A 16205-nucleotide genomic window follows, 5' to 3' on the forward strand; every position below is an offset into this window, starting at 1 on the left:
TCGGGGCCGGGCTCGGAGCCCTGGTCGCTCTGGTCGCCCTGGTGGTTGCCGTCTACCAATTCGGAATCTCCCAGCTCCTCGGAAACGGAGCCTGTTGCAGTGCAACACATTCTAGGCAATGCGGCAGGAGGCGTTCATGGAACAAACCCCCGGCACCGCATGGCCGAGAAGGCCGAAGAGGCCTCAACCGCCCTTGTGGGGACGCTTGCCGGGGTTCTTCTTGCTGCGGGTCCAGGAGCCGCGCTCCAGGCTGTTCTTCTGGCCACGACCGCCGGTGCGCAGCGTGGTGCCAGGCAGCGACGGCAGGGGCGGCGTGGCGCGGCGGTCTGCTTCGGTGACGATCTTGTTGCCCATGACGAAATACTCCTTGATGAAAACGTCGAAAAAAACGGATTAACCCGCGATTAGGCCACAGCCGGGAAAGTCGGCCGCTATATGCTGCGCGTTTTCCCCGACAAGGCAGCCTTGCTGCTGCCGCCGAATCCCCGCCCATGCGCCTTTACGCCCTCGACGGCCACCACTCCTGGTTCAGCTGGAGTTCCCTTACCTGGTTCGGCGACACCGCCCTGCTTCTGCCGGCAGCCGCGGCGCTGGGATTGGCCTTCCTGCTGCGCCCCGGCGCGCGGATGCTGGCCTTTCGCTGGGCCCTGGCCTTCGGCAGCGTGGGCTTTCTGGTGCTGGCCACCAAGATCGCCTTCATCGGCTGGGGCATAGGCAATGCCGCGGCCGACTTCACCGGGCTCAGCGGGCATTCGGCGCTGTCGGCGGTTTTCTGGCCGGTGGTCGGCTGGATCGCCGCCCGCAACCACGGGGTGGTGCTGCGCCGGCTGGCGATAGGCGGTGGCGTGGCTTTCGCGCTGGGCATCGGCCTTTCGCGGCTGGTGCTGCATCTGCATTCGCCGTCGGAGGTGGTCTCGGGCCTCCTGGTGGGCTTTTCGGCCAGCGCCTGGCTCATCGGCAGCTCGCGCCAGGGGGTGGGCCCGCTGCGCACCGTGGTGTCCTTCGCCGCGGTCTTCGTGCTGGGACTGATCCTGGTGCGGCACGGCACGCCGGCGCCGACCACGCAGCTGATCGAAGTCACCGTGGTGCGCCTGCTGGGAAAGACCGAGCCTTACACCCGCGACGACCTGCGCGCCGGCCGCATCTGAGCCTCCGGCCAGCGGCGCCCTGTTGCGCCGCCACGTCATTTCTCAATCGAAGATGCTTCCAGTGCAATTTGACAAGCCAAACAGGTGTTTAGCCTGATCGCAATTTGTGACATTTCCGGTGTAATGCACAAAATTGTTTCGCCAATGTGACCTTCATAAGAGAAAACCCTGGCTTGGAAGACGCAAGGAAACACCCAGGTAAGCACTACCTGTTCTGAGCCAAAAACAAGCACGGAGACCCACCATGACGCCGACCACCCTGGGCCTGCTGGCCCTCTCTCTCTACATTCCCTTCGGTGTTCTTTTCTACGGCATGTCCAGCGTGGCACGCCGGGCCGACACGCTCGATGCCAAGGCCCGCGCAATCGCCAAGCAGAACCTGCGCCGCCGCCGCGCGGAAAGGGCCAACGCACGCCATGCCTTTGCCGGCTGGGGCCTGGCCGTCGTCTGAGGACTGCGCTTGTGCCATGCTCGGCGGAGCATGGAAGCACAAGACACCACCCACGCCCGCCTGCTGGCGGGTGAACTCAAAGGCCTGAAGCGCCTCGACCTGTCCTGCGGACTGACAGGTTTCCCTCCCGAGATCTTCGAACTCGCCGACTCGCTGGAGGTGCTCAACCTCTCCGGCAACCAGTTGAGCGAACTGCCGCACGACCTGCACCGGCTGCACCGCCTCCAGGTCCTGTTCTGCTCCGGGAACCGCTTCACCGAACTGCCGACCGCCCTGGGCGCCTGCACCAGCCTGGAGACCGTGGGGTTCAAGTCCAACAGCATCCGGCAGGTCGATGCCCGCGCCCTGCCCGCCTCGCTGCGCTGGCTGATCCTCACCGACAACCGGATCGAAGAACTGCCCGCCGAGCTGGGCCAGCGCCCCCGCCTGCAGAAACTGATGCTGGCCGGCAACCGGCTGCGCGCCCTGCCGCCCAGCCTGGCGCACTGCCTGCAGCTGGAGCTGATCCGCATCGCCGCCAACCCGCTCGAAAGCCTGCCCGACTGGCTGACCGCCCTGCCCCGCCTCGCCTGGATCGCCTGCGCCGGCACGCCCTGCGCACCGGACCTCGGCAGCCCGGCTCTGCCGGAGATCGCCTGGGACCGGCTGACGCTTGAAGCCGTCCTGGGCGAAGGCGCCTCCGGCGTGATCCACCAGGCGCAGCAGCGGCATGGCGATGGCCCGCGTCCGGTGGCGGTGAAGATCTTCAAGGGCGCCGTGACCAGCGACGGCTGGCCCGCGGACGAAATGGCCGCCTGCATGGCAGCCGGCCTGCATCCGCAGCTGGTGGGTGCGCAGGGCCGCATCGCCGGCCATCCGCAACGGCGCCAGGGCCTGGTGATGCCCCTGGTGGACAGCAGCTTTCAGGTCCTCGCCGGCCCGCCCAGCCTGGCCTCCTGCACCCGCGACGTCTACCCGGAGCGGGCGGCCTTCAGCCCGGCGACCGCCCTGCGCATCGCCCTGGACATCGCCCGCGCCGTCGCCCATCTGCACCAGCGCGGCATTCTTCACGGCGACCTGTACGCCCACAACATCCTGGTCGGCCCCGAAGGCGCGGCCCTGCTGGGCGACTTCGGCGCGGCATCGCGCTTTTCCACCGAAGCGGGGGCGACGCGCAGCACGACCCTGCAAAGACTGGAGGCCCGCGCCTTCGGCTGCCTGCTGGAAGAGCTGTGCCAGCGCTGCGACGCCCCCGCCACGGATCCAGCCCTGCAGACCCTGGTCGCCTTGCGCGATCGCTGCCTGCATGAGCAGGTGGACACCCGGCCGTCCTTTGCTGAACTTGTCCAGACACTGGCCGTGGCCAGCCAGGCCCTGAGCGCAGGCGGCTCAGCCCGCGGCCAGGCTCGAACCGTCCAGCGCGAACTCCAGCCGGAAACGGGTGCCGGCCGTCGCTGAAGAGGAAGCCGACAGCCGTCCGCCATGGGCCTGCGCGATCTGCAGGCAGATGTTCAGCCCCAGGCCCATGCTGCTGTCGCCCGCAGTCGAACCCCGGTAGAAGGCGTCGAACACCCGCTCCAGCACCTCGGGCGCGATCACGGCGCCCCAGTTGCGCACCTCCAGCACCACCCGGCCATCCTCCACGAAGCCCTGCACGGCAATCGGCGAGCGGGCATCCCCGTAGGCGATCGCATTGCCCAGCAGATTCGAGAGCAGCTGCTGCAGCCGGTCGGGATCGCAGCGCACGGCGGCCGGATAGTCCAGCGAGGACTCGATCACGCGGTCGGGATGGCCATCGCGCGCCTCGTCCACCACCGCCTCCAGGAACTCGGCCAGATCGGTGTGCAGGGCCTGCGTCACCGTCATCGCCGCACCCGCCCGGCCCCGGGAGAAATCCACCAGGTCGTCGATCAGCCGCGTCATGCGCGCGGCGCTGGACTTGAGCCGCGCGCCCAGCTTGGCGGCAGCCGGCTCCGCGCCGCGCAGCATCAGTTCGGCCGCGGTGTGCATGGTGAACAGCGGATTGCGCAGGTCGTGCGCGACCACCGCCAGAAAACGCTCGCGCGCGCCGGCCATGTCGCGCTCCTGCACCAGGGCCAGCCGGGTGCGGGAAATGGCCTCCTCCTCGTCGATCAGCCGCGCCAGGATTTCGGCGGTGGACTGAAGCACCGCCCGGGCCCGCTCGCTGGTGGCGTCGCGCGGCTCGGGATCGAGCGCGCACAGATTGCCGAAATGCGTACCGTCGGCCAGGATGATCGGCACCGACACATAGGCCCGAAAGCCATAGAGGCGCGGCGTGTGGTGCGTCGAATAAAACGGGTCCGCCAGGGCGTCGTCGAAAGCGACCATCTGGCGCGTGGACAGCACATCCTTGCAGATGGTGGTGTCCACATCGAGCTCATCGCCCACACGCACACCGAGCCCCGCCCCGTCGAGCACCGCGCAGGCACGCCAGCGCGTCGCCGTGACCCAGGCGATCGCGGCGAAACGCATGCCGGTCTGGGCCCGCACGATTTCGAGGATGGGGTTGATGACCTTGATGCCGGTGATGGTCGCCAGGCTGCGGTCCGCGTCTTGGTTCAGCTGTATTTCCATGGGCACCGAAGGGCGCCAGAAGCGCGGCAGCTTAGCCCAGACCGCTATGTTTTTTCACATACCGTAACCTGGTGCGGGAAATTTTCGGGGTAGATGACAAGGGGCCGGGCAAACCGCCTGCCGCCGCAAACACGCCATCCGGTCAGAATCGGCAGGCTTCCCAAGGAGTCGCGATGTTCCCGAAAGCCCAGACCCATGCAGCGCTCAGCGACGTATCGCACGGCAAGGCGATACCGGCCGAGTACCTGGAATACTTCATTGGCCGCGGTTTCGTCGAAGCGGTACGCCCCGGCACCGACGAGGCGGTGAACCACGACAGCCCCGGCGCGGAGATCCGCCTGACCGACGCCGGCAAGGCCTGCATGCGCGCAGACGGCGTCTAGCTTCCCACAGGAACCCGACCATGCGACTCACCACCCGTCTTTGCCTTTGCACCCTCATGTTCCTGGCCGCGAATGCGCAGGCGATCATGCCGCTGACGGTGGAGACCTGCCGGGCCATGAAGATCGAAGCCCAGCGCCAGGAATGCCTGCGGGCCGCCGTGGACGCGCCGCCCTCGGTCACCGGCAAGACCTACAGCACCAACGATGTGCCCAGGCGTGGACCCGCCGTCATCGACCAGTCGGCACCGCCGGTGCCGATCGCACCCATCGTTCCGTATGTAAACATGACGCCCGGCAGCCGCCCGGCGAATGCACGCTGAAGCACACCCGGACTCCTAGCGGGAGAACGAGCGCTCGACCCACATGGCCAGTTCCTCGCCCAGGGTGTCGGCCATTCTTTCGACGCGCCGGCAGTTTTCCAGCTGCTCGGCCGTCGGGCCCGGCCCCCTGCCGGCCGCCAGCTCGACCAGTGCGGCGGTGATCGCAGCCCGGCCGGAGCGCGCCTTTTCATTGGCAAGCCGCCATTGATTGGGCAAGTCTTCCCAGAAGGCTTCCGAATTGGCGAATTCCATGATGGCGGGCTCCAAGTTCTGCGCGAGTGGACGGCGGGCCTCGGCAACGTTCTCAGCCAGCAAGGACCGTTCCAGGGGCCTTTGCCAGTGATCAGGTGTCAGGGGAGTCGCTCACGCTTTGCATGGACTCGGCCGACCAGTGTCACCGCCGCCGAAAGCTCCGGCTCAAGCCAAGCGCATCAAGTTTTGAGGACTTTCCCTCGAACAAGGGCACTCGCGACATCGTTCAATCTACCCAAGAACAATAAATGCGCAGCGAGTAAAGCAGAACGATACCTTGGTACTGCTGCCGCAGGTCCTCGTCAATCACTTGAGACCTTGATCTGCGTATCGCAGTAGACGCTGCACAAGCGCGTCGAATGTGTAGAGGTCAGCTCAAGCGCGCCCGGACGAGTAGCCACAACTGCAGATCCCAGTACGCAAGCGCGTTAAAAGTTGCCATTTCGCACTCCTTTCACCGGACCAATCCAAATCCATCTGGCACCGCGGTTGGGATGGAAGCCCGATGTAGATACCGTTTCCGTCTGCGCAAGTACTTCGAATGAGGCTATCTAATTGCCTCGTAGCCACTCGTCAGAAACCATGAAACAGCCAAAAATGAATCACAAGGACCCCTATTAAATACGGGAGATACTTTTTACAAGGATATTGACACGCCGCAGGAACCAGAAATTTAAAAACAGCAATCTTGCATTATCGAAGCAAATTTCACGCCTTATCCCCACCACCCACTCAAAATCATTAAGCATGCCTGCACCTCAAAACAAATGGTGAAGAACACCGATTAGAACTCAATCCGAAAAACCAACTTAACAGCGCATTGATATCAAAATAGTCGCAAGACAATTTATCAGAATTAAAGAGCGCAGCGCATAGCGGCATCAAGCCGGGTGTCTCTTCATTAACGCGTGAAAATATATGGCTTAGCGTCCATCCGGTCACTTGTCTCTTGTTGCCCCAAGTCCGAAATGCTCATAACCAGCCACACGCCCTCCAAGCATTTTTATAAGCCGAACCTCTACAACAACATAAGTTGCGTACCCAACGAGGCTCGATACGCCAGCAGCAATTAATACCGTCAAATAAAAAGGAAGCACACGATACGAAAGCACGACAATCAATGGAACAGTAAACGCATGAGAAAGGTATAGAGAATATGATGAATCACCCAAGCGCTTCATCACTCCCAACCATCTAAATTGCCTAATTTTCCCCTCAAAGCTGACCGTAGAAAAAACCAACATTGCTGCGGCCACACCATATGTAAGCAGACGGTCGCGCCCCTCCCAAGAAAGTAGGCCAGCCAACGCGGCCAATGCAGGTATTAGCGCCAAAATCCCAAAGAAAGGGGATAACCGCCAACCACGCTGCCACAACCGAGCAACCAATATGCCCAGAATGAATTCAAATACGATATTTTGCGAAAAAAATCTAAGCAGATGCACTGAGGGAAAAAAATCAGCGGCAATGATAATGGCAAAAAAAACTGCTGAACTTAGCAGTACCGGGGGCAAAGCCAACAATATAGCGACAGCAAAGACGACATAAAACAACATCTCAAAGTTCAATGACCAGCCGACAGGCAAAACCGGTTCGATCAGCCCCCACGGACTCATGGTCGGAAAGAATAAATACGATGACACAATATGAAAAAAATTCAGCGTCGTTCGCGAAACCAAAATAGGAAAAAAAATAACAAGGACGATTTTTAAAGTCAAAAAAAACCAATAAATTGGCACGATCCGCCTGAACCTATGCCATAGGAATTTCGCCGCAGCTGCGAGCTGTGTTTTGCTCTTATCAGCCGAGGCCGTGGTTATTGCCATGACAAACCCACTAATAACGAAAAATATATCTACGCCGAAAGAACCAAAGCCGTACTCAAAACCAACGCCCCGCGCCGCCAAAGCACCAGTTGTATGCATCACGACCACCATGAGTGCCGCAAGAAACCGAAGTGACTGCAACCCATATAGCTTTGCGTCTTTGTTGTTTTGCGCAGATCGAGAATGAATTAACATATAAAATCAGGCAACTGGGCAGGGTTTATAAGAGTGGATGTTAGAAGGTGAAGTGTTTCACAATTCCAAACTCAATATAAATGATTCAAGGACCACTCTCATCCCGGAACCAGCAAGCGGATGATCCCACATGAGACCGTTTCGCTAAAATTAAAAGCCGATTTGTAGATTCATGCAAGGTGCACGACTGCAGCCTCAGGTCACCGCATCTTATTGCCAAAAAAACAATTCAGTAAAGTTTGCTTGATAGGGGTTGCGCGAAACAACAGCCAGCGCTCACTATCGAGTTTACATTTGCGTAATTGCTGTTGCATCGATCTGAAACTAACCAAGGTTGCGCTCGGCTACTCTCTCGCCCTAGGCGCGATGAATGCCGACCAAACATTGGCTATAGTCTTTGCACCGGTTGATCAAACGGTTATCATGAACAGCTTTGCTGAGTGATTCCCCCGCGTGGGAGGGCTCGTGGCAAGCGAGAACCGGTGGCAGTGAGCGTAAGTTTTCAACGTTGTTGGTGGGGCATGGTACCGCGCGAGCCCGCGCTTGGTGCCATGGACGGCCATAACCCGATTAGATCGATGAAAGCGCTTACTGCGCACTCTAAGATGTTGATTTCTAAACAGCCCGAGCGTCGGTGTATTTTTCTAGTTGCTGGCTTTGATGCGTTTTCGCAAGATAGAGTCGACAATCCTTAAATGGAATAATCTGGAGTTTAAATGGAAATCATCATTTGGGCTGTATTAGGGCTGCTAGCCGCTCTAGCAGCATTCGGCGTTATTTTCACCGGAATAATCGGCATTCAATTTTCGCGAAATCTAAAAGAGGGTTTGCTCCCTTATTTTTTCTATCCAGCTTTGTTTAGCAGCGGATTAATGGTTTTATTATCCTCACGAACTTTCTCAGTTGATGGGGGAACAAATGAAGCGCTGGTCAACTCATCCGCCGCCGCAGCTGTATGGGCAATTCGTCTCAACTCGATTTTCACGCTAATTGCGGTCGCCGATCAGGTCGTGCGTTACTTCGCAACAAGACCTAAAATAGATGCCCCAAGAGCCCTTCTTTTTCTTGCATTCTGCTTGTTCTGGGTTACAAATGTTCCAATAGCGGCTTATTTCGCCTCCCACCAAGTTGCGCCCGAGCTTCAATGGGTTTATGGGCCCGCCCTCATTTTTGGATTACTATGCCTTTCGAGAGAAGGTGCACACGAAACAATCAAGTCGTCCAGGAATGCTATTATTCTGTATTGCGCCGCCGGATTGGTTCTGATATTTATAATGCCGGACAAGGTGCTTGATCGCCAATATGCTCAAGGTTACGTTCCAGGTTTACCCCGATTCTCAGGCCTTGCTCCGCACGCCATTACATTGGGATTAACCGCAAGTATCGCGCTTTGGTGCCTGATTACTGAGCCGCTTAAAACCAAATGGATCAACAGATCAGCGTGGGCCATCTGCTTGCTTACGCTTTTTTTGGCGCAATCGAAGACGGTCTGGATGGCGTTTTTAGTTGGCGCACCAATTCTTAAATATTATCAAAATGGCTTGCCGAAGTTGACTGCGAGAGGAATTGGGCGGTTGAACGTCCTTTATTTTATTGTGCCCGCAGGAATGATCGGGGTTTCCTGCATTGTTGCAGCATATTTTCTTTTCGGCAACGGCGCAGATCGTCTTCAGGACTTCCTGCAAACGAAACAGGGCGCTCAGATCTTAACGGGCACTGGCCGAGATCTTATTTGGGAAATCGCGCTTCGCGAATGGCACGCGTCGCCGATATTCGGTTATGGATTAAATTTATTCGATTTTGATTACCGCACACAAATTCATATGTCTAACGCCACCTCCGGGCACAATCAGTTCATCGACGCCCTTGGCCGCACGGGAATCGTTGGCTGCATAGGTTTTTCGATTTACTTGTTCTCTTTGCTTTTCTTTGGGTTTCGATATGCCTCACAAAGCTCTGGACTAACTTTGGTTGTAAGCTTGCTTATTCTCGTGAGGTCGATCACAGAGGTTGCTATTTCGCCGGCTGGAATCGGCATTACCGAAACAGCCAGCTACGTTTTGATAGCCGCACTGGCGGCTTGCTTTACGAAAGCGCAGGTCGTCAACACAAGGAAATTCCGAACAGTGTCGATGCCCAATCAGATTTTCAACAAGACCGCGTAGATCTGTCTGCAGCGTGGTGGCTACCTCTAGTACCCTCCGTGTAATTGCCATCAGCCTCCGCCATCCTTTGGCACAACGCTGGATTTGCAATACCTTCGGGCGATGGTAGCTTTGACGGTTTTGATTTTCATATAAACCATGGCTTGAATGCACCGGATATCACGGCCACTTGCCTAAATGGCCGGATACCCTTTGGGCTTAGCCGAAGTGGATCCACCAGGCCGACTGTGGCCATGAGAATACAAAAATGGGAAGGAGTTTCGGGGCAAGGGCGGCACGCAAGTGTCCAAATCGCCAGAGCCTCACGAGTCTTGAAACGCCAAGACGGCAATTTCAGGGGAGTGAAAAAGCCTTTCAGATTAAACACCTGTAATGCGTTTACTAGCAATGGTTAGTTGGTAGGCGCGATTAAACTCGACCCATTTTACCCCGCTTTGAGGACCAACGCTTTACAGCGTAGCGTCGCTGAATGTTCCCCGGATTACCCATTGGAACTCCGGCAATCTCACCAAACAATCTTCCCAGCCACCCTACTTTGGCTGCGGCTCCGACAACAGTCGAGCCTCTGAGAGCTGCCGCATAAATTCCATGCCGCTGGCGTCGGCCGCATCAACCAAGCAGCATAAAGCCCGCGCGGCAGGATTGCCACCATGCGCTTGTCCTGCAGTTCCTGCGGCCGCCTCCGGTGCAGCTCCTTGAAGATCGGGCGCATTTCGGCGTTGAGCGTCAGCATGGTGAAGCTGCAGGCCCACTGACCGTTGGCAGAGTGGGCACTACCTTGCCGCTGCGCCTTTCCGGCTCGTAGTTGGGCTGAGCAGGGATGACGCAGTGCTGCTCGCTCTTCCACGCCTCCGTGAGCGCCGCCTTCTTGGCCACCGTCTCGTAGCGGGCGTTGTACGTCACCTTGGCGAGGCTCTCGTCTCGTCGCCCAGGGCGGCAGCAGTCCGAAGTTGCCGGCCAGCACCTCAAGCGGCGGCACCGCGTCGTCGCCTTAGTCGATCAGCCGGTCGGCAGATGAAGGGGCCGACGTAGCCGGGAAAAATTTCCGCCTGCTCTCGAGCGCCGACCACAACAGCTCGCGGGAAGGCGTTTCTACCCCAACCTGCTGCGCGCACCGGATCTGCCAGCGACCACGTACGTGAGCATCATGGCCACTTACCCGCCCGAGAACAACCTGCCGCTGGAGCCTTCGGCCTATCGCTTCGAGATGACTGGACGGGCGACGACCGTGCGCGTGGTCAGCGCTGGGGAGATCGTCTACGGCGGCGCCGGCTCAGTGGAGGGGCTCGAATGCCCGGTGCCCTTTTGACGCCAACATCGCGCCGCTGCGCCTCTTCATCAATACGAGCTGTCCACGTTGAGCGCTTCGAAGGGGTCCCTAGTCTTCCAATCGAGAACACGAGCATGCGCCCGTTCTCAGCGCCATATACGCCAGCGGTGTGACGCACCAGGACTTCTGTGCCTCGTTTGAGATGCGTCGGCATGCGAAGGCTTTCCAACGTGGCGGCCTCTACGGTTGAGCGGCAGCAATAGAGGGCAGTGACCCACTCATGTTTTCCGTCGTCAGCCTCCGCGAGTACCTTTTTCGACCAACCCAGCACCTCGGACGAATGTTCCAAGCCAGCTTCTTTGCTTAAAAAATCAGCATAGGGGGCGGTTTCTGACTTGAAACTGATCGGTCAGGACCCCTTTCAGAATGAAACCTTTAAAGCGCAGCATGGACGATGTCTTCGTCGCCATCGGTGCGGCGATGGCCGAGATGCAGGGCCGGACGCTGGACAAGATCGGCGCAGCCGCCGAAGCTGCGATCAGGGCTACATCTACAGGTTTCGATCGCGCTGCAGGGTTAGGAGAAATTCGCTGGCGCCTATCCGGGCGATGCAGCGGCAGTATCGGATGGAGGTGGGACCTGCTCTGTATGGGCTGCTAGCCGCTCAAGCGCGTGGGTCTTATCGCGGCAAAGCACTCTAGACGAGCCGACCGAAATGACGCGTGCGCTCACATTCCTTTAACTGGCGACCGGTGAGCCAGTCCGAATCAAGGGTATGCCGCAGCTCCAAGTCCCGATACCATCGCACACAAGAAAACGCTACGGCATTGGGAGCTTCATGGAAAAAAAAATTGGCTGGTTTTTTAAGAGCGTGGCGCCAGAGACAATCGACCAGCGATATCGGTCAGTTGGTGGCTTCACACACGGATTTGACTACCTGAGACTCATCCTGGCGGCGGCGGTAGTGGTCCAACACAGCCTGCGCTCAAGTTATGGCCCCGCATATGCGGATGTCACGAGTTGGCTTGGTTGGCACCGCGCTATTACCGCGCCAATTCTTTTGATGTTCTTCGCGTTGAGCGGGTTCTTAGTGGCCGGGAGTCTTAAACGACGGCCGACCGCCACAGCCTTTATGACACTGCGGGCGATGCGGCTGGTGCCCGCTTTGGCGGTGGAGGTGTTGCTATCGGCGTTAATCCTAGGTCCATTGCTTACCGAACTGCCTTGGCGCGCCTATTTTTCAGCACCCGAGTTTTTTAAATATTTCCAAAATATTTATGGCCACATCCATTTTAGATTGCCTGGAGTTTTTGTCGATACGCCAGCCCAAGAGGTAAACATATCGTTATGGACCGTGCCCTATGAACTCGAATGTTACCTCGCACTTCTAGGCTTATGGTTAATAGGAATTCTGAAGCGCCGCGCTTTTGTAGTTGCAATCACTGTGGCGTTTATTGCAGTTAATACGTATATTGCATTTGATACCTATACCGTGCAAAAGACCATGATTGGCGGGCCAGCGCGCGCCCTTGTAGCGGCTTTTTTATGTGGATTGTGCATCAACTTATATTCAGACCGAATTAAGCTCACTATTCCAATCGCTGCTGCCATGCTCCTAGGGATGGTTGTTTCGACGCTTCAATATCAAACTGCATCTGTTGCAGCGATTTTCGCCGCTTATATGGTCGTGTATTTAGGAATGACGCATCCGCCAAAGAAATCTTTTTTATTACGCGGCGATTATTCCTACGGCCTCTATCTTTTTGCATTCCCAATTCAGCAGACCTATACGCATCTTTTTCCTGGTTATCGACACTGGTACATTAACGCACCATTCGCCATTATTCTCGGTCTAATGTACGCCTATTTTTCGTGGTGGTGCGTAGAAAAGCCAATACTAGACAGAAAAAAACAGATAGTAGGCTTTACTGAAAATTTTGCCAGTCGCCTGAAACTAATCTTTGCTCGTCAAACTGCTTAATTCATTTGCAGATAGCCAAACTTTCCAGCCAACTCGCGATACGTGTTAATGGTTTCCCAAGAGCGATCGCTCAACATGGCGAGCGGGTTGGCTCGCACGATCGATGCTGTTTCGGGTATATGCGAATTGGATCGACGGCGCAGACTGTGGTCGCGAGAGGGCGAAGACGGAGGAGGTGCTGGACCGGGCAGACGCGCAGGCCGCGGAAATCCCCCTCCAGAATCTCCCCTAGCCCTGAAACGGTAGTCGCGCGGAACCTGCGCGGGAAATAAAAAAAGCCTTCCAGATCAAATACCTGGAAGGCTTTTACTACCAATGGTTAGTTGGTAGGCGCGATTGGACTCGAACCAACGACCCCCACCATGTCAAGGTGGTGCTCTAACCAGCTGAGCTACGCGCCTGTATGTCGTCGAGACCACGATTCTAGCACGTAAAAATCCAACTTATCAAGCAGTGTCAAAAATTACGCCGAGCATCCCTATCGCCGCCGGGCTGAGCGCACGCCGGCCACCGCGTTCACCACCGACAGCACATGCGCCAGGCGGGCCGAGTCGCCCACTTCCACCGTGAAGGTCATCCAGGCCGAGCCCTTGACCGACTGGGTCTGCACGCCGATCACATTGGTCTTCTCGCGCGCGAACACGTCGGAGATGTCGCGCAGCAGGCCTTGCCGGTCCGCTGCCTCGATGCGCACGTCCACCGGGTAGACGGTGGCGGCGCCCGTCTTGGGCTGCCCCCATTCCACTTCGATCACCCGTTCGGGCGCCTTGCTGGCCATTTCGCGGAAGTTGCTGCAGCTGGCACGGTGCACGCTGACGCCCTTGCCGCGAGTGACGAAGCCGCGGATCGCATCCGGCGGCGCGGGTTTGCAGCACTTGGCCATCTGCGTCATCAGCGAATCCAGGCCCACCACCAGCACGCCGCCCTTGGGCGCCTGATCGCTGCTGCGGGCCTTGCGCAGCACCACCAATTCGTCCTCGGTGGGCAGGGCCTCCGGCGGCTTGAGCAGGATCTCGATGTTGCGCAGCGAATATTCGTCCTTGCCGACCACCTCGAACAAGGCGTCCGCCGATTTGAAGCCGAGCTGGCTGGCCAGGTCTTCCAGCTTCAGGGCGGTGCGGCCTTCGCGCTGCAACAGCTTTTCCACCGATTCGCGGCCGCGGGCGATGTTCTCGTGGTTGGCCTGGGCGTTGAACCAGGCGCGCACCTTGGCCCGGGCGCGCGGACTGGTCAGGTAGCCCAGTTCGGCATTGAGCCAGTCGCGCGAGGGGCCGCCCTCCTTGGTGGTGGCGATCTCCACCGTCTGACCGTTCTGCAGCGGCGTGTTGAGCGAGACCATGGCGCCGTCCACCCGGGCGCCGCGGCAGCGGTGGCCGACCGTGGTGTGCACCGCATAGGCGAAATCGACCGGCGTGGCGCCCTGGGGCAGTTCGATGACGGCGGCGTCCGGGGTCAGCACATAGATGCGGTCCTCGAACAGGCCGTGGCCCTGGTGCACGCCGGAGAGGTCGCGCTCCCAGGCCAGCAGCTGGCGCAGCACGGCGATCTTGGCGTCGTACTGGCTGCTGGCCGATACGCCGGCATATCCCTTGCTGCCGGCCTCCTTGTAGGCCCAGTGGGCGGCCACGCCGTGCTCGGCATGGTCGTGCATGGCCTGGGTGCGCAGCTGGATCTCGATCGGCTGGCTGGCCGTGTTGCGCACCACGGTGTGCAGCGACTGGTAGCCGTTGGGCTTGGGCCGGGCGATGTAGTCGTCGTATTCCTCGGCGATCGGCTGGAAGTGTTCGTGCACCCAGCTGAGCGCGGCGTAGCAGTCGGCCACGGTGGGCACGATCACCCGCAGCGCGCGCAGGTCGAAGACCTGGTCGAAGTCGAGCGACTTGCCGCGCATCTTGCGCACGATGCTGTAGATGTGTTTGGGCCGGCCCTGCACGGTGGCGGCGATGCCGCGGGCGCGCAGGTCGGCCTCCAGCACAGCGCGCAGCTGGGCCATGGAGAGTTCGCGCTCCACCCGTTTCTCGTCGAGCCGGCGGGCGATGTCGCGGTAGGTGTCGGGCTCCAGGAAACGGAAGGCCAGGTCTTCCATCTCCCACTTGATCTGCCAGATGCCCAGGCGGTTGGCCAGGGGCGCGAAGACATGCAGCGACTCGTGCGCCAGGCTGGGCGATACCGGCTGCTTGGAGGCCGCCGCGTAGCGCAGGGTCTCCAGCCGCGAGGCCAGGCGCAGCAGCACCACCCGCAGGTCGCGCGAGAAGGCCAGCAGCATCTTGCGCACGTTCTCGGTCTGCACCGCGGCGTCGTCGTGCAGTTGGGCGGGACCGCTGTCGCGGGCCTGGCGCTGGACGTGGATCAGCCGGTTGGTTTCCACGGCCAGGGCGGCGTATTCGGGGCCGAAGGCCTTGGAGATCGCCTCCTGCGGCCGCGCCAGGTGGTCGCAGGCATGCACCAGGTAATTGGCGGCGCGCATGGCGTCGGAGCCTCCGATGCGCTGCAGCATCTCGGAGACGGCATCGGCATGCGCCAGCGTGTTCTGGCCGGACTCCATCAGCTCGCAGCCGATCAGCGGCTCGGCGAAGCCGCGCGCGCGGGCCAGGGCCTGGGCCTGTTCGGGCAGTGCGTTGGCGGTGGCGATGACGACTTCGGGCACCGCCTCGGCCAGCAGCGCGATGCCGGCCGCGGAGACGATGGTCTTCATCCGGCCGGCCCGAAGAGGAAATCGGCGACGACACGCGATTGCGCCTCATCGACCAGCGTGGGCGCATGGCCCACGCCGGCGAATTCGATCGCACTCGCCTTCGGCCCGCGGCCGGCCATGGCGACAACGCTGGCGACCGTGAGCAGGTCGGAATCCGCGCCGCGCAGCACCAGGGTGTCGGCCTGGATGGCGTCGTACAGGCTCCACAGCTGGGCTTCGGATTGCGCCGCGCTCTCGGGTGTCATGGCCTTGAAGGCCTGGGCGATGGCGGGGTCGTAGTGCAGGCCGAACCCGCCTTCGGGCGCCGGCCGCAGCATGGGTTCGGACAGGGCATGCCAGGCCTCGGGGCTGTGGGGACCGAAGCTGCTGGAGAGCAGCCAGAGCGCGGCGGCGCCCTCCTCCACCGTGGCGAACCGCAGCGGCCGGCCGAGGTACTGGCCGATGCGCTCCAGCGCGGGCCATTCCAGCACCGGGCCCACGTCGTTGAGCACCAGCTTGCGCACCGGCGCGGGCAGCGGCAGGCCGGTCTGGCCGCACAGCGCGATGCCGATCAGGCCGCCCATGCTGGTGCCCACCCAGTCCAGCGTGGCGATGGGTGCTTCAGCGTGCAGGGCCGTCAGAAGGCCGAGCATGTCGAAGGCGTACAGGGGAACGCCGTAGCCGGCCGGGTCCTGCAGCCAGTCGCTGTGGCCGCGGCCGACCACGTCGGGGCAGATCACCCGTGCACGGCCGGCCAGCCGGCGGGCGAGCTCGTCGAAATCCCGGCCCTGGCGGGTGAGTCCGTGCACGCACAGCACCACGTGGGGATGGTGGGCATCGCCGGTCTCGTTCCATTCCCAGTAGGCCATGCGGTGGCCCGCGCCCGCGGGCTGCTCGCCGCGGGGTGCACCGGGGGCGCCGGGGCAGTCGACGAAACGCAGGACGGGCTGGGAAGTCATGGAGGAC

17 protein-coding genes and 1 tRNA gene are annotated in these 16205 nt (G+C 60.0%); 9 read left to right on the top strand and 9 right to left on the bottom strand.

From position 1 onward, the window contains the following. Positions 1-183: 183 nt before the first annotated feature. A complete protein-coding gene (locus GT347_RS27265) occupies positions 184-354 on the bottom strand; it encodes a hypothetical protein (protein ID WP_195812394.1) in 171 nt (56 codons plus the stop codon). Between the two features lie 137 nt (positions 355-491). On the opposite strand from GT347_RS27265, the gene GT347_RS02705 reads away from it, so the two are divergent. The 3 genes from GT347_RS02705 to GT347_RS02715 all read left to right on the top strand — a co-directional run bounded on the left by GT347_RS02705 (position 492) and on the right by GT347_RS02715 (position 3036). Continuing rightward, positions 492-1148: a phosphatase PAP2 family protein gene (locus GT347_RS02705; RefSeq protein ID WP_160550508.1), complete on the top strand. Its 657-nt coding sequence runs from the start codon at positions 492-494 to the stop codon at positions 1146-1148. 244 nt (positions 1149-1392) lie between these two features. Continuing rightward, positions 1393-1599, top strand: coding sequence for a hypothetical protein (locus GT347_RS02710; protein ID WP_160550509.1), 207 nt, complete (start codon positions 1393-1395; stop codon positions 1597-1599). 30 nt (positions 1600-1629) lie between these two features. Then, the gene (locus tag GT347_RS02715) at positions 1630-3036 is read left to right on the top strand and encodes a protein kinase (RefSeq protein WP_160550510.1); all 1407 of its coding nucleotides are present in this window, start codon (positions 1630-1632) and stop codon (positions 3034-3036) included. Here GT347_RS02715 and GT347_RS02720 read toward each other — a convergent pair. After that, the gene (locus GT347_RS02720) at positions 2968-4173 is read right to left on the bottom strand and encodes a GAF domain-containing sensor histidine kinase (RefSeq protein ID WP_160550511.1); all 1206 of its coding nucleotides are present in this window, start codon (positions 4171-4173) and stop codon (positions 2968-2970) included. The genes GT347_RS02715 and GT347_RS02720 overlap by 69 nt on opposite strands. Before the next feature lie 173 nt (positions 4174-4346). Here GT347_RS02720 and GT347_RS02725 point away from each other — a divergent pair, with 173 nt between their 5' ends. Together GT347_RS02725 and GT347_RS02730 are read left to right on the top strand one after the other, a co-directional pair. Continuing rightward, positions 4347-4556 (top strand): hypothetical protein, encoded by a 210-nt coding sequence (locus tag GT347_RS02725; RefSeq protein WP_160550512.1) that lies wholly within the window; start codon positions 4347-4349, stop codon positions 4554-4556. A gap of 20 nt (positions 4557-4576) precedes the next feature. Beyond that, positions 4577-4876, top strand: a complete 300-nt coding sequence (locus GT347_RS02730; RefSeq protein ID WP_160550513.1) for a hypothetical protein — start codon at positions 4577-4579, stop codon at positions 4874-4876. A 15-nt stretch (positions 4877-4891) separates the two neighbouring features. Here GT347_RS02730 and GT347_RS02735 read toward each other — a convergent pair whose 3' ends face one another. Then, positions 4892-5191: a hypothetical protein gene (locus tag GT347_RS02735; RefSeq protein WP_160550514.1), complete on the bottom strand. Its 300-nt coding sequence runs from the start codon at positions 5189-5191 to the stop codon at positions 4892-4894. A gap of 875 nt (positions 5192-6066) precedes the next feature. Further along, on the bottom strand, positions 6067-7065 hold the full coding sequence (locus tag GT347_RS02740) for an acyltransferase family protein (protein WP_160550515.1): 999 nt from the start codon (positions 7063-7065) through the stop codon (positions 6067-6069). Between the two features lie 800 nt (positions 7066-7865). Here GT347_RS02740 and GT347_RS02745 point away from each other — a divergent pair. Then, complete coding sequence (locus GT347_RS02745) at positions 7866-9314, top strand: O-antigen ligase family protein (RefSeq protein ID WP_160550516.1); 1449 nt, start codon at positions 7866-7868, stop codon at positions 9312-9314. 505 nt (positions 9315-9819) lie between these two features. On the opposite strand, the gene GT347_RS27270 is transcribed toward GT347_RS02745, so the two are convergent. After that, entirely contained in the window at positions 9820-10047 is a 228-nt protein-coding gene (locus GT347_RS27270; protein WP_195812395.1) for a hypothetical protein, read from the bottom strand. Beyond that, positions 10041-10217, bottom strand: a complete 177-nt coding sequence (locus GT347_RS28010) for a hypothetical protein (protein ID WP_407704132.1) — start codon at positions 10215-10217, stop codon at positions 10041-10043. Before GT347_RS28010 ends, GT347_RS27270 begins: the two co-directional genes overlap by 7 nt. A 244-nt stretch (positions 10218-10461) precedes the next feature. Here GT347_RS28010 and GT347_RS02755 point away from each other — a divergent pair, with 244 nt between their 5' ends. The 3 genes from GT347_RS02755 to GT347_RS02765 all read left to right on the top strand — a co-directional run bounded on the left by GT347_RS02755 (position 10462) and on the right by GT347_RS02765 (position 12565). Next, complete coding sequence (locus tag GT347_RS02755) at positions 10462-10623, top strand: hypothetical protein (protein ID WP_160550517.1); 162 nt, start codon at positions 10462-10464, stop codon at positions 10621-10623. A 408-nt stretch (positions 10624-11031) separates the two neighbouring features. Further along, a complete protein-coding gene (locus GT347_RS02760) occupies positions 11032-11244 on the top strand; it encodes a hypothetical protein (RefSeq protein ID WP_160550518.1) in 213 nt (70 codons plus the stop codon). Between the two features lie 178 nt (positions 11245-11422). After that, the gene (locus GT347_RS02765; protein ID WP_229722642.1) at positions 11423-12565 is read left to right on the top strand and encodes an acyltransferase family protein; all 1143 of its coding nucleotides are present in this window, start codon (positions 11423-11425) and stop codon (positions 12563-12565) included. 324 nt (positions 12566-12889) lie between these two features. Here the strand turns inward: GT347_RS02765 and GT347_RS02770 are convergent. From GT347_RS02770 to GT347_RS02780, 3 genes are all read right to left on the bottom strand, one after another. Beyond that, positions 12890-12966: transfer RNA gene (locus tag GT347_RS02770), tRNA-Val, on the bottom strand. Positions 12967-13043: 77 nt separating this feature from the next. Next, positions 13044-15260 (bottom strand): RelA/SpoT family protein, encoded by a 2217-nt coding sequence (locus tag GT347_RS02775; RefSeq protein ID WP_160550520.1) that lies wholly within the window; start codon positions 15258-15260, stop codon positions 13044-13046. Next, on the bottom strand, positions 15257-16198 hold the full coding sequence (locus GT347_RS02780) for an alpha/beta fold hydrolase (RefSeq protein ID WP_160550521.1): 942 nt from the start codon (positions 16196-16198) through the stop codon (positions 15257-15259). The genes GT347_RS02775 and GT347_RS02780 overlap by 4 nt, the downstream gene beginning before the upstream one ends. Between the last annotated feature and the right edge of the window lie 7 nt (positions 16199-16205).

The organism is Xylophilus rhododendri (genome assembly GCF_009906855.1).
Taxonomy (GTDB): domain Bacteria; phylum Pseudomonadota; class Gammaproteobacteria; order Burkholderiales; family Burkholderiaceae_C; genus Xylophilus; species Xylophilus rhododendri.

What these genes read in the sequence shown, in the direction of transcription:
- GT347_RS02730 (WP_160550513.1), top strand. Translation starts at nt 4,577, where the DNA reads ATGCGACTCACCACCCGTCTTTGCCTTTGCACCCTCATGTTCCTGGCC.
- GT347_RS02710 (WP_160550509.1), top strand. Translation starts at nt 1,393, where the DNA reads ATGACGCCGACCACCCTGGGCCTGCTGGCCCTCTCTCTCTACATTCCC.
- GT347_RS02745 (WP_160550516.1), top strand. Translation starts at nt 7,866, where the DNA reads ATGGAAATCATCATTTGGGCTGTATTAGGGCTGCTAGCCGCTCTAGCA.
- GT347_RS02725 (WP_160550512.1), top strand. Translation starts at nt 4,347, where the DNA reads ATGTTCCCGAAAGCCCAGACCCATGCAGCGCTCAGCGACGTATCGCAC.
- GT347_RS27265 (WP_195812394.1), bottom strand. Translation starts at nt 354, where the DNA reads ATGGGCAACAAGATCGTCACCGAAGCAGACCGCCGCGCCACGCCGCCC.
- GT347_RS02765 (WP_229722642.1), top strand. Translation starts at nt 11,423, where the DNA reads ATGGAAAAAAAAATTGGCTGGTTTTTTAAGAGCGTGGCGCCAGAGACA.
- GT347_RS02740 (WP_160550515.1), bottom strand. Translation starts at nt 7,065, where the DNA reads ATGGTGGTCGTGATGCATACAACTGGTGCTTTGGCGGCGCGGGGCGTT.
- GT347_RS02720 (WP_160550511.1), bottom strand. Translation starts at nt 4,173, where the DNA reads ATGGAAATACAGCTGAACCAAGACGCGGACCGCAGCCTGGCGACCATC.
- GT347_RS02715 (WP_160550510.1), top strand. Translation starts at nt 1,630, where the DNA reads ATGGAAGCACAAGACACCACCCACGCCCGCCTGCTGGCGGGTGAACTC.
- GT347_RS02705 (WP_160550508.1), top strand. Translation starts at nt 492, where the DNA reads ATGCGCCTTTACGCCCTCGACGGCCACCACTCCTGGTTCAGCTGGAGT.
- GT347_RS02775 (WP_160550520.1), bottom strand. Translation starts at nt 15,260, where the DNA reads ATGAAGACCATCGTCTCCGCGGCCGGCATCGCGCTGCTGGCCGAGGCG.
- GT347_RS02780 (WP_160550521.1), bottom strand. Translation starts at nt 16,198, where the DNA reads ATGACTTCCCAGCCCGTCCTGCGTTTCGTCGACTGCCCCGGCGCCCCC.
- GT347_RS02755 (WP_160550517.1), top strand. Translation starts at nt 10,462, where the DNA reads ATGGCCACTTACCCGCCCGAGAACAACCTGCCGCTGGAGCCTTCGGCC.
- GT347_RS02760 (WP_160550518.1), top strand. Translation starts at nt 11,032, where the DNA reads ATGGACGATGTCTTCGTCGCCATCGGTGCGGCGATGGCCGAGATGCAG.
- GT347_RS27270 (WP_195812395.1), bottom strand. Translation starts at nt 10,047, where the DNA reads ATGCTGACGCTCAACGCCGAAATGCGCCCGATCTTCAAGGAGCTGCAC.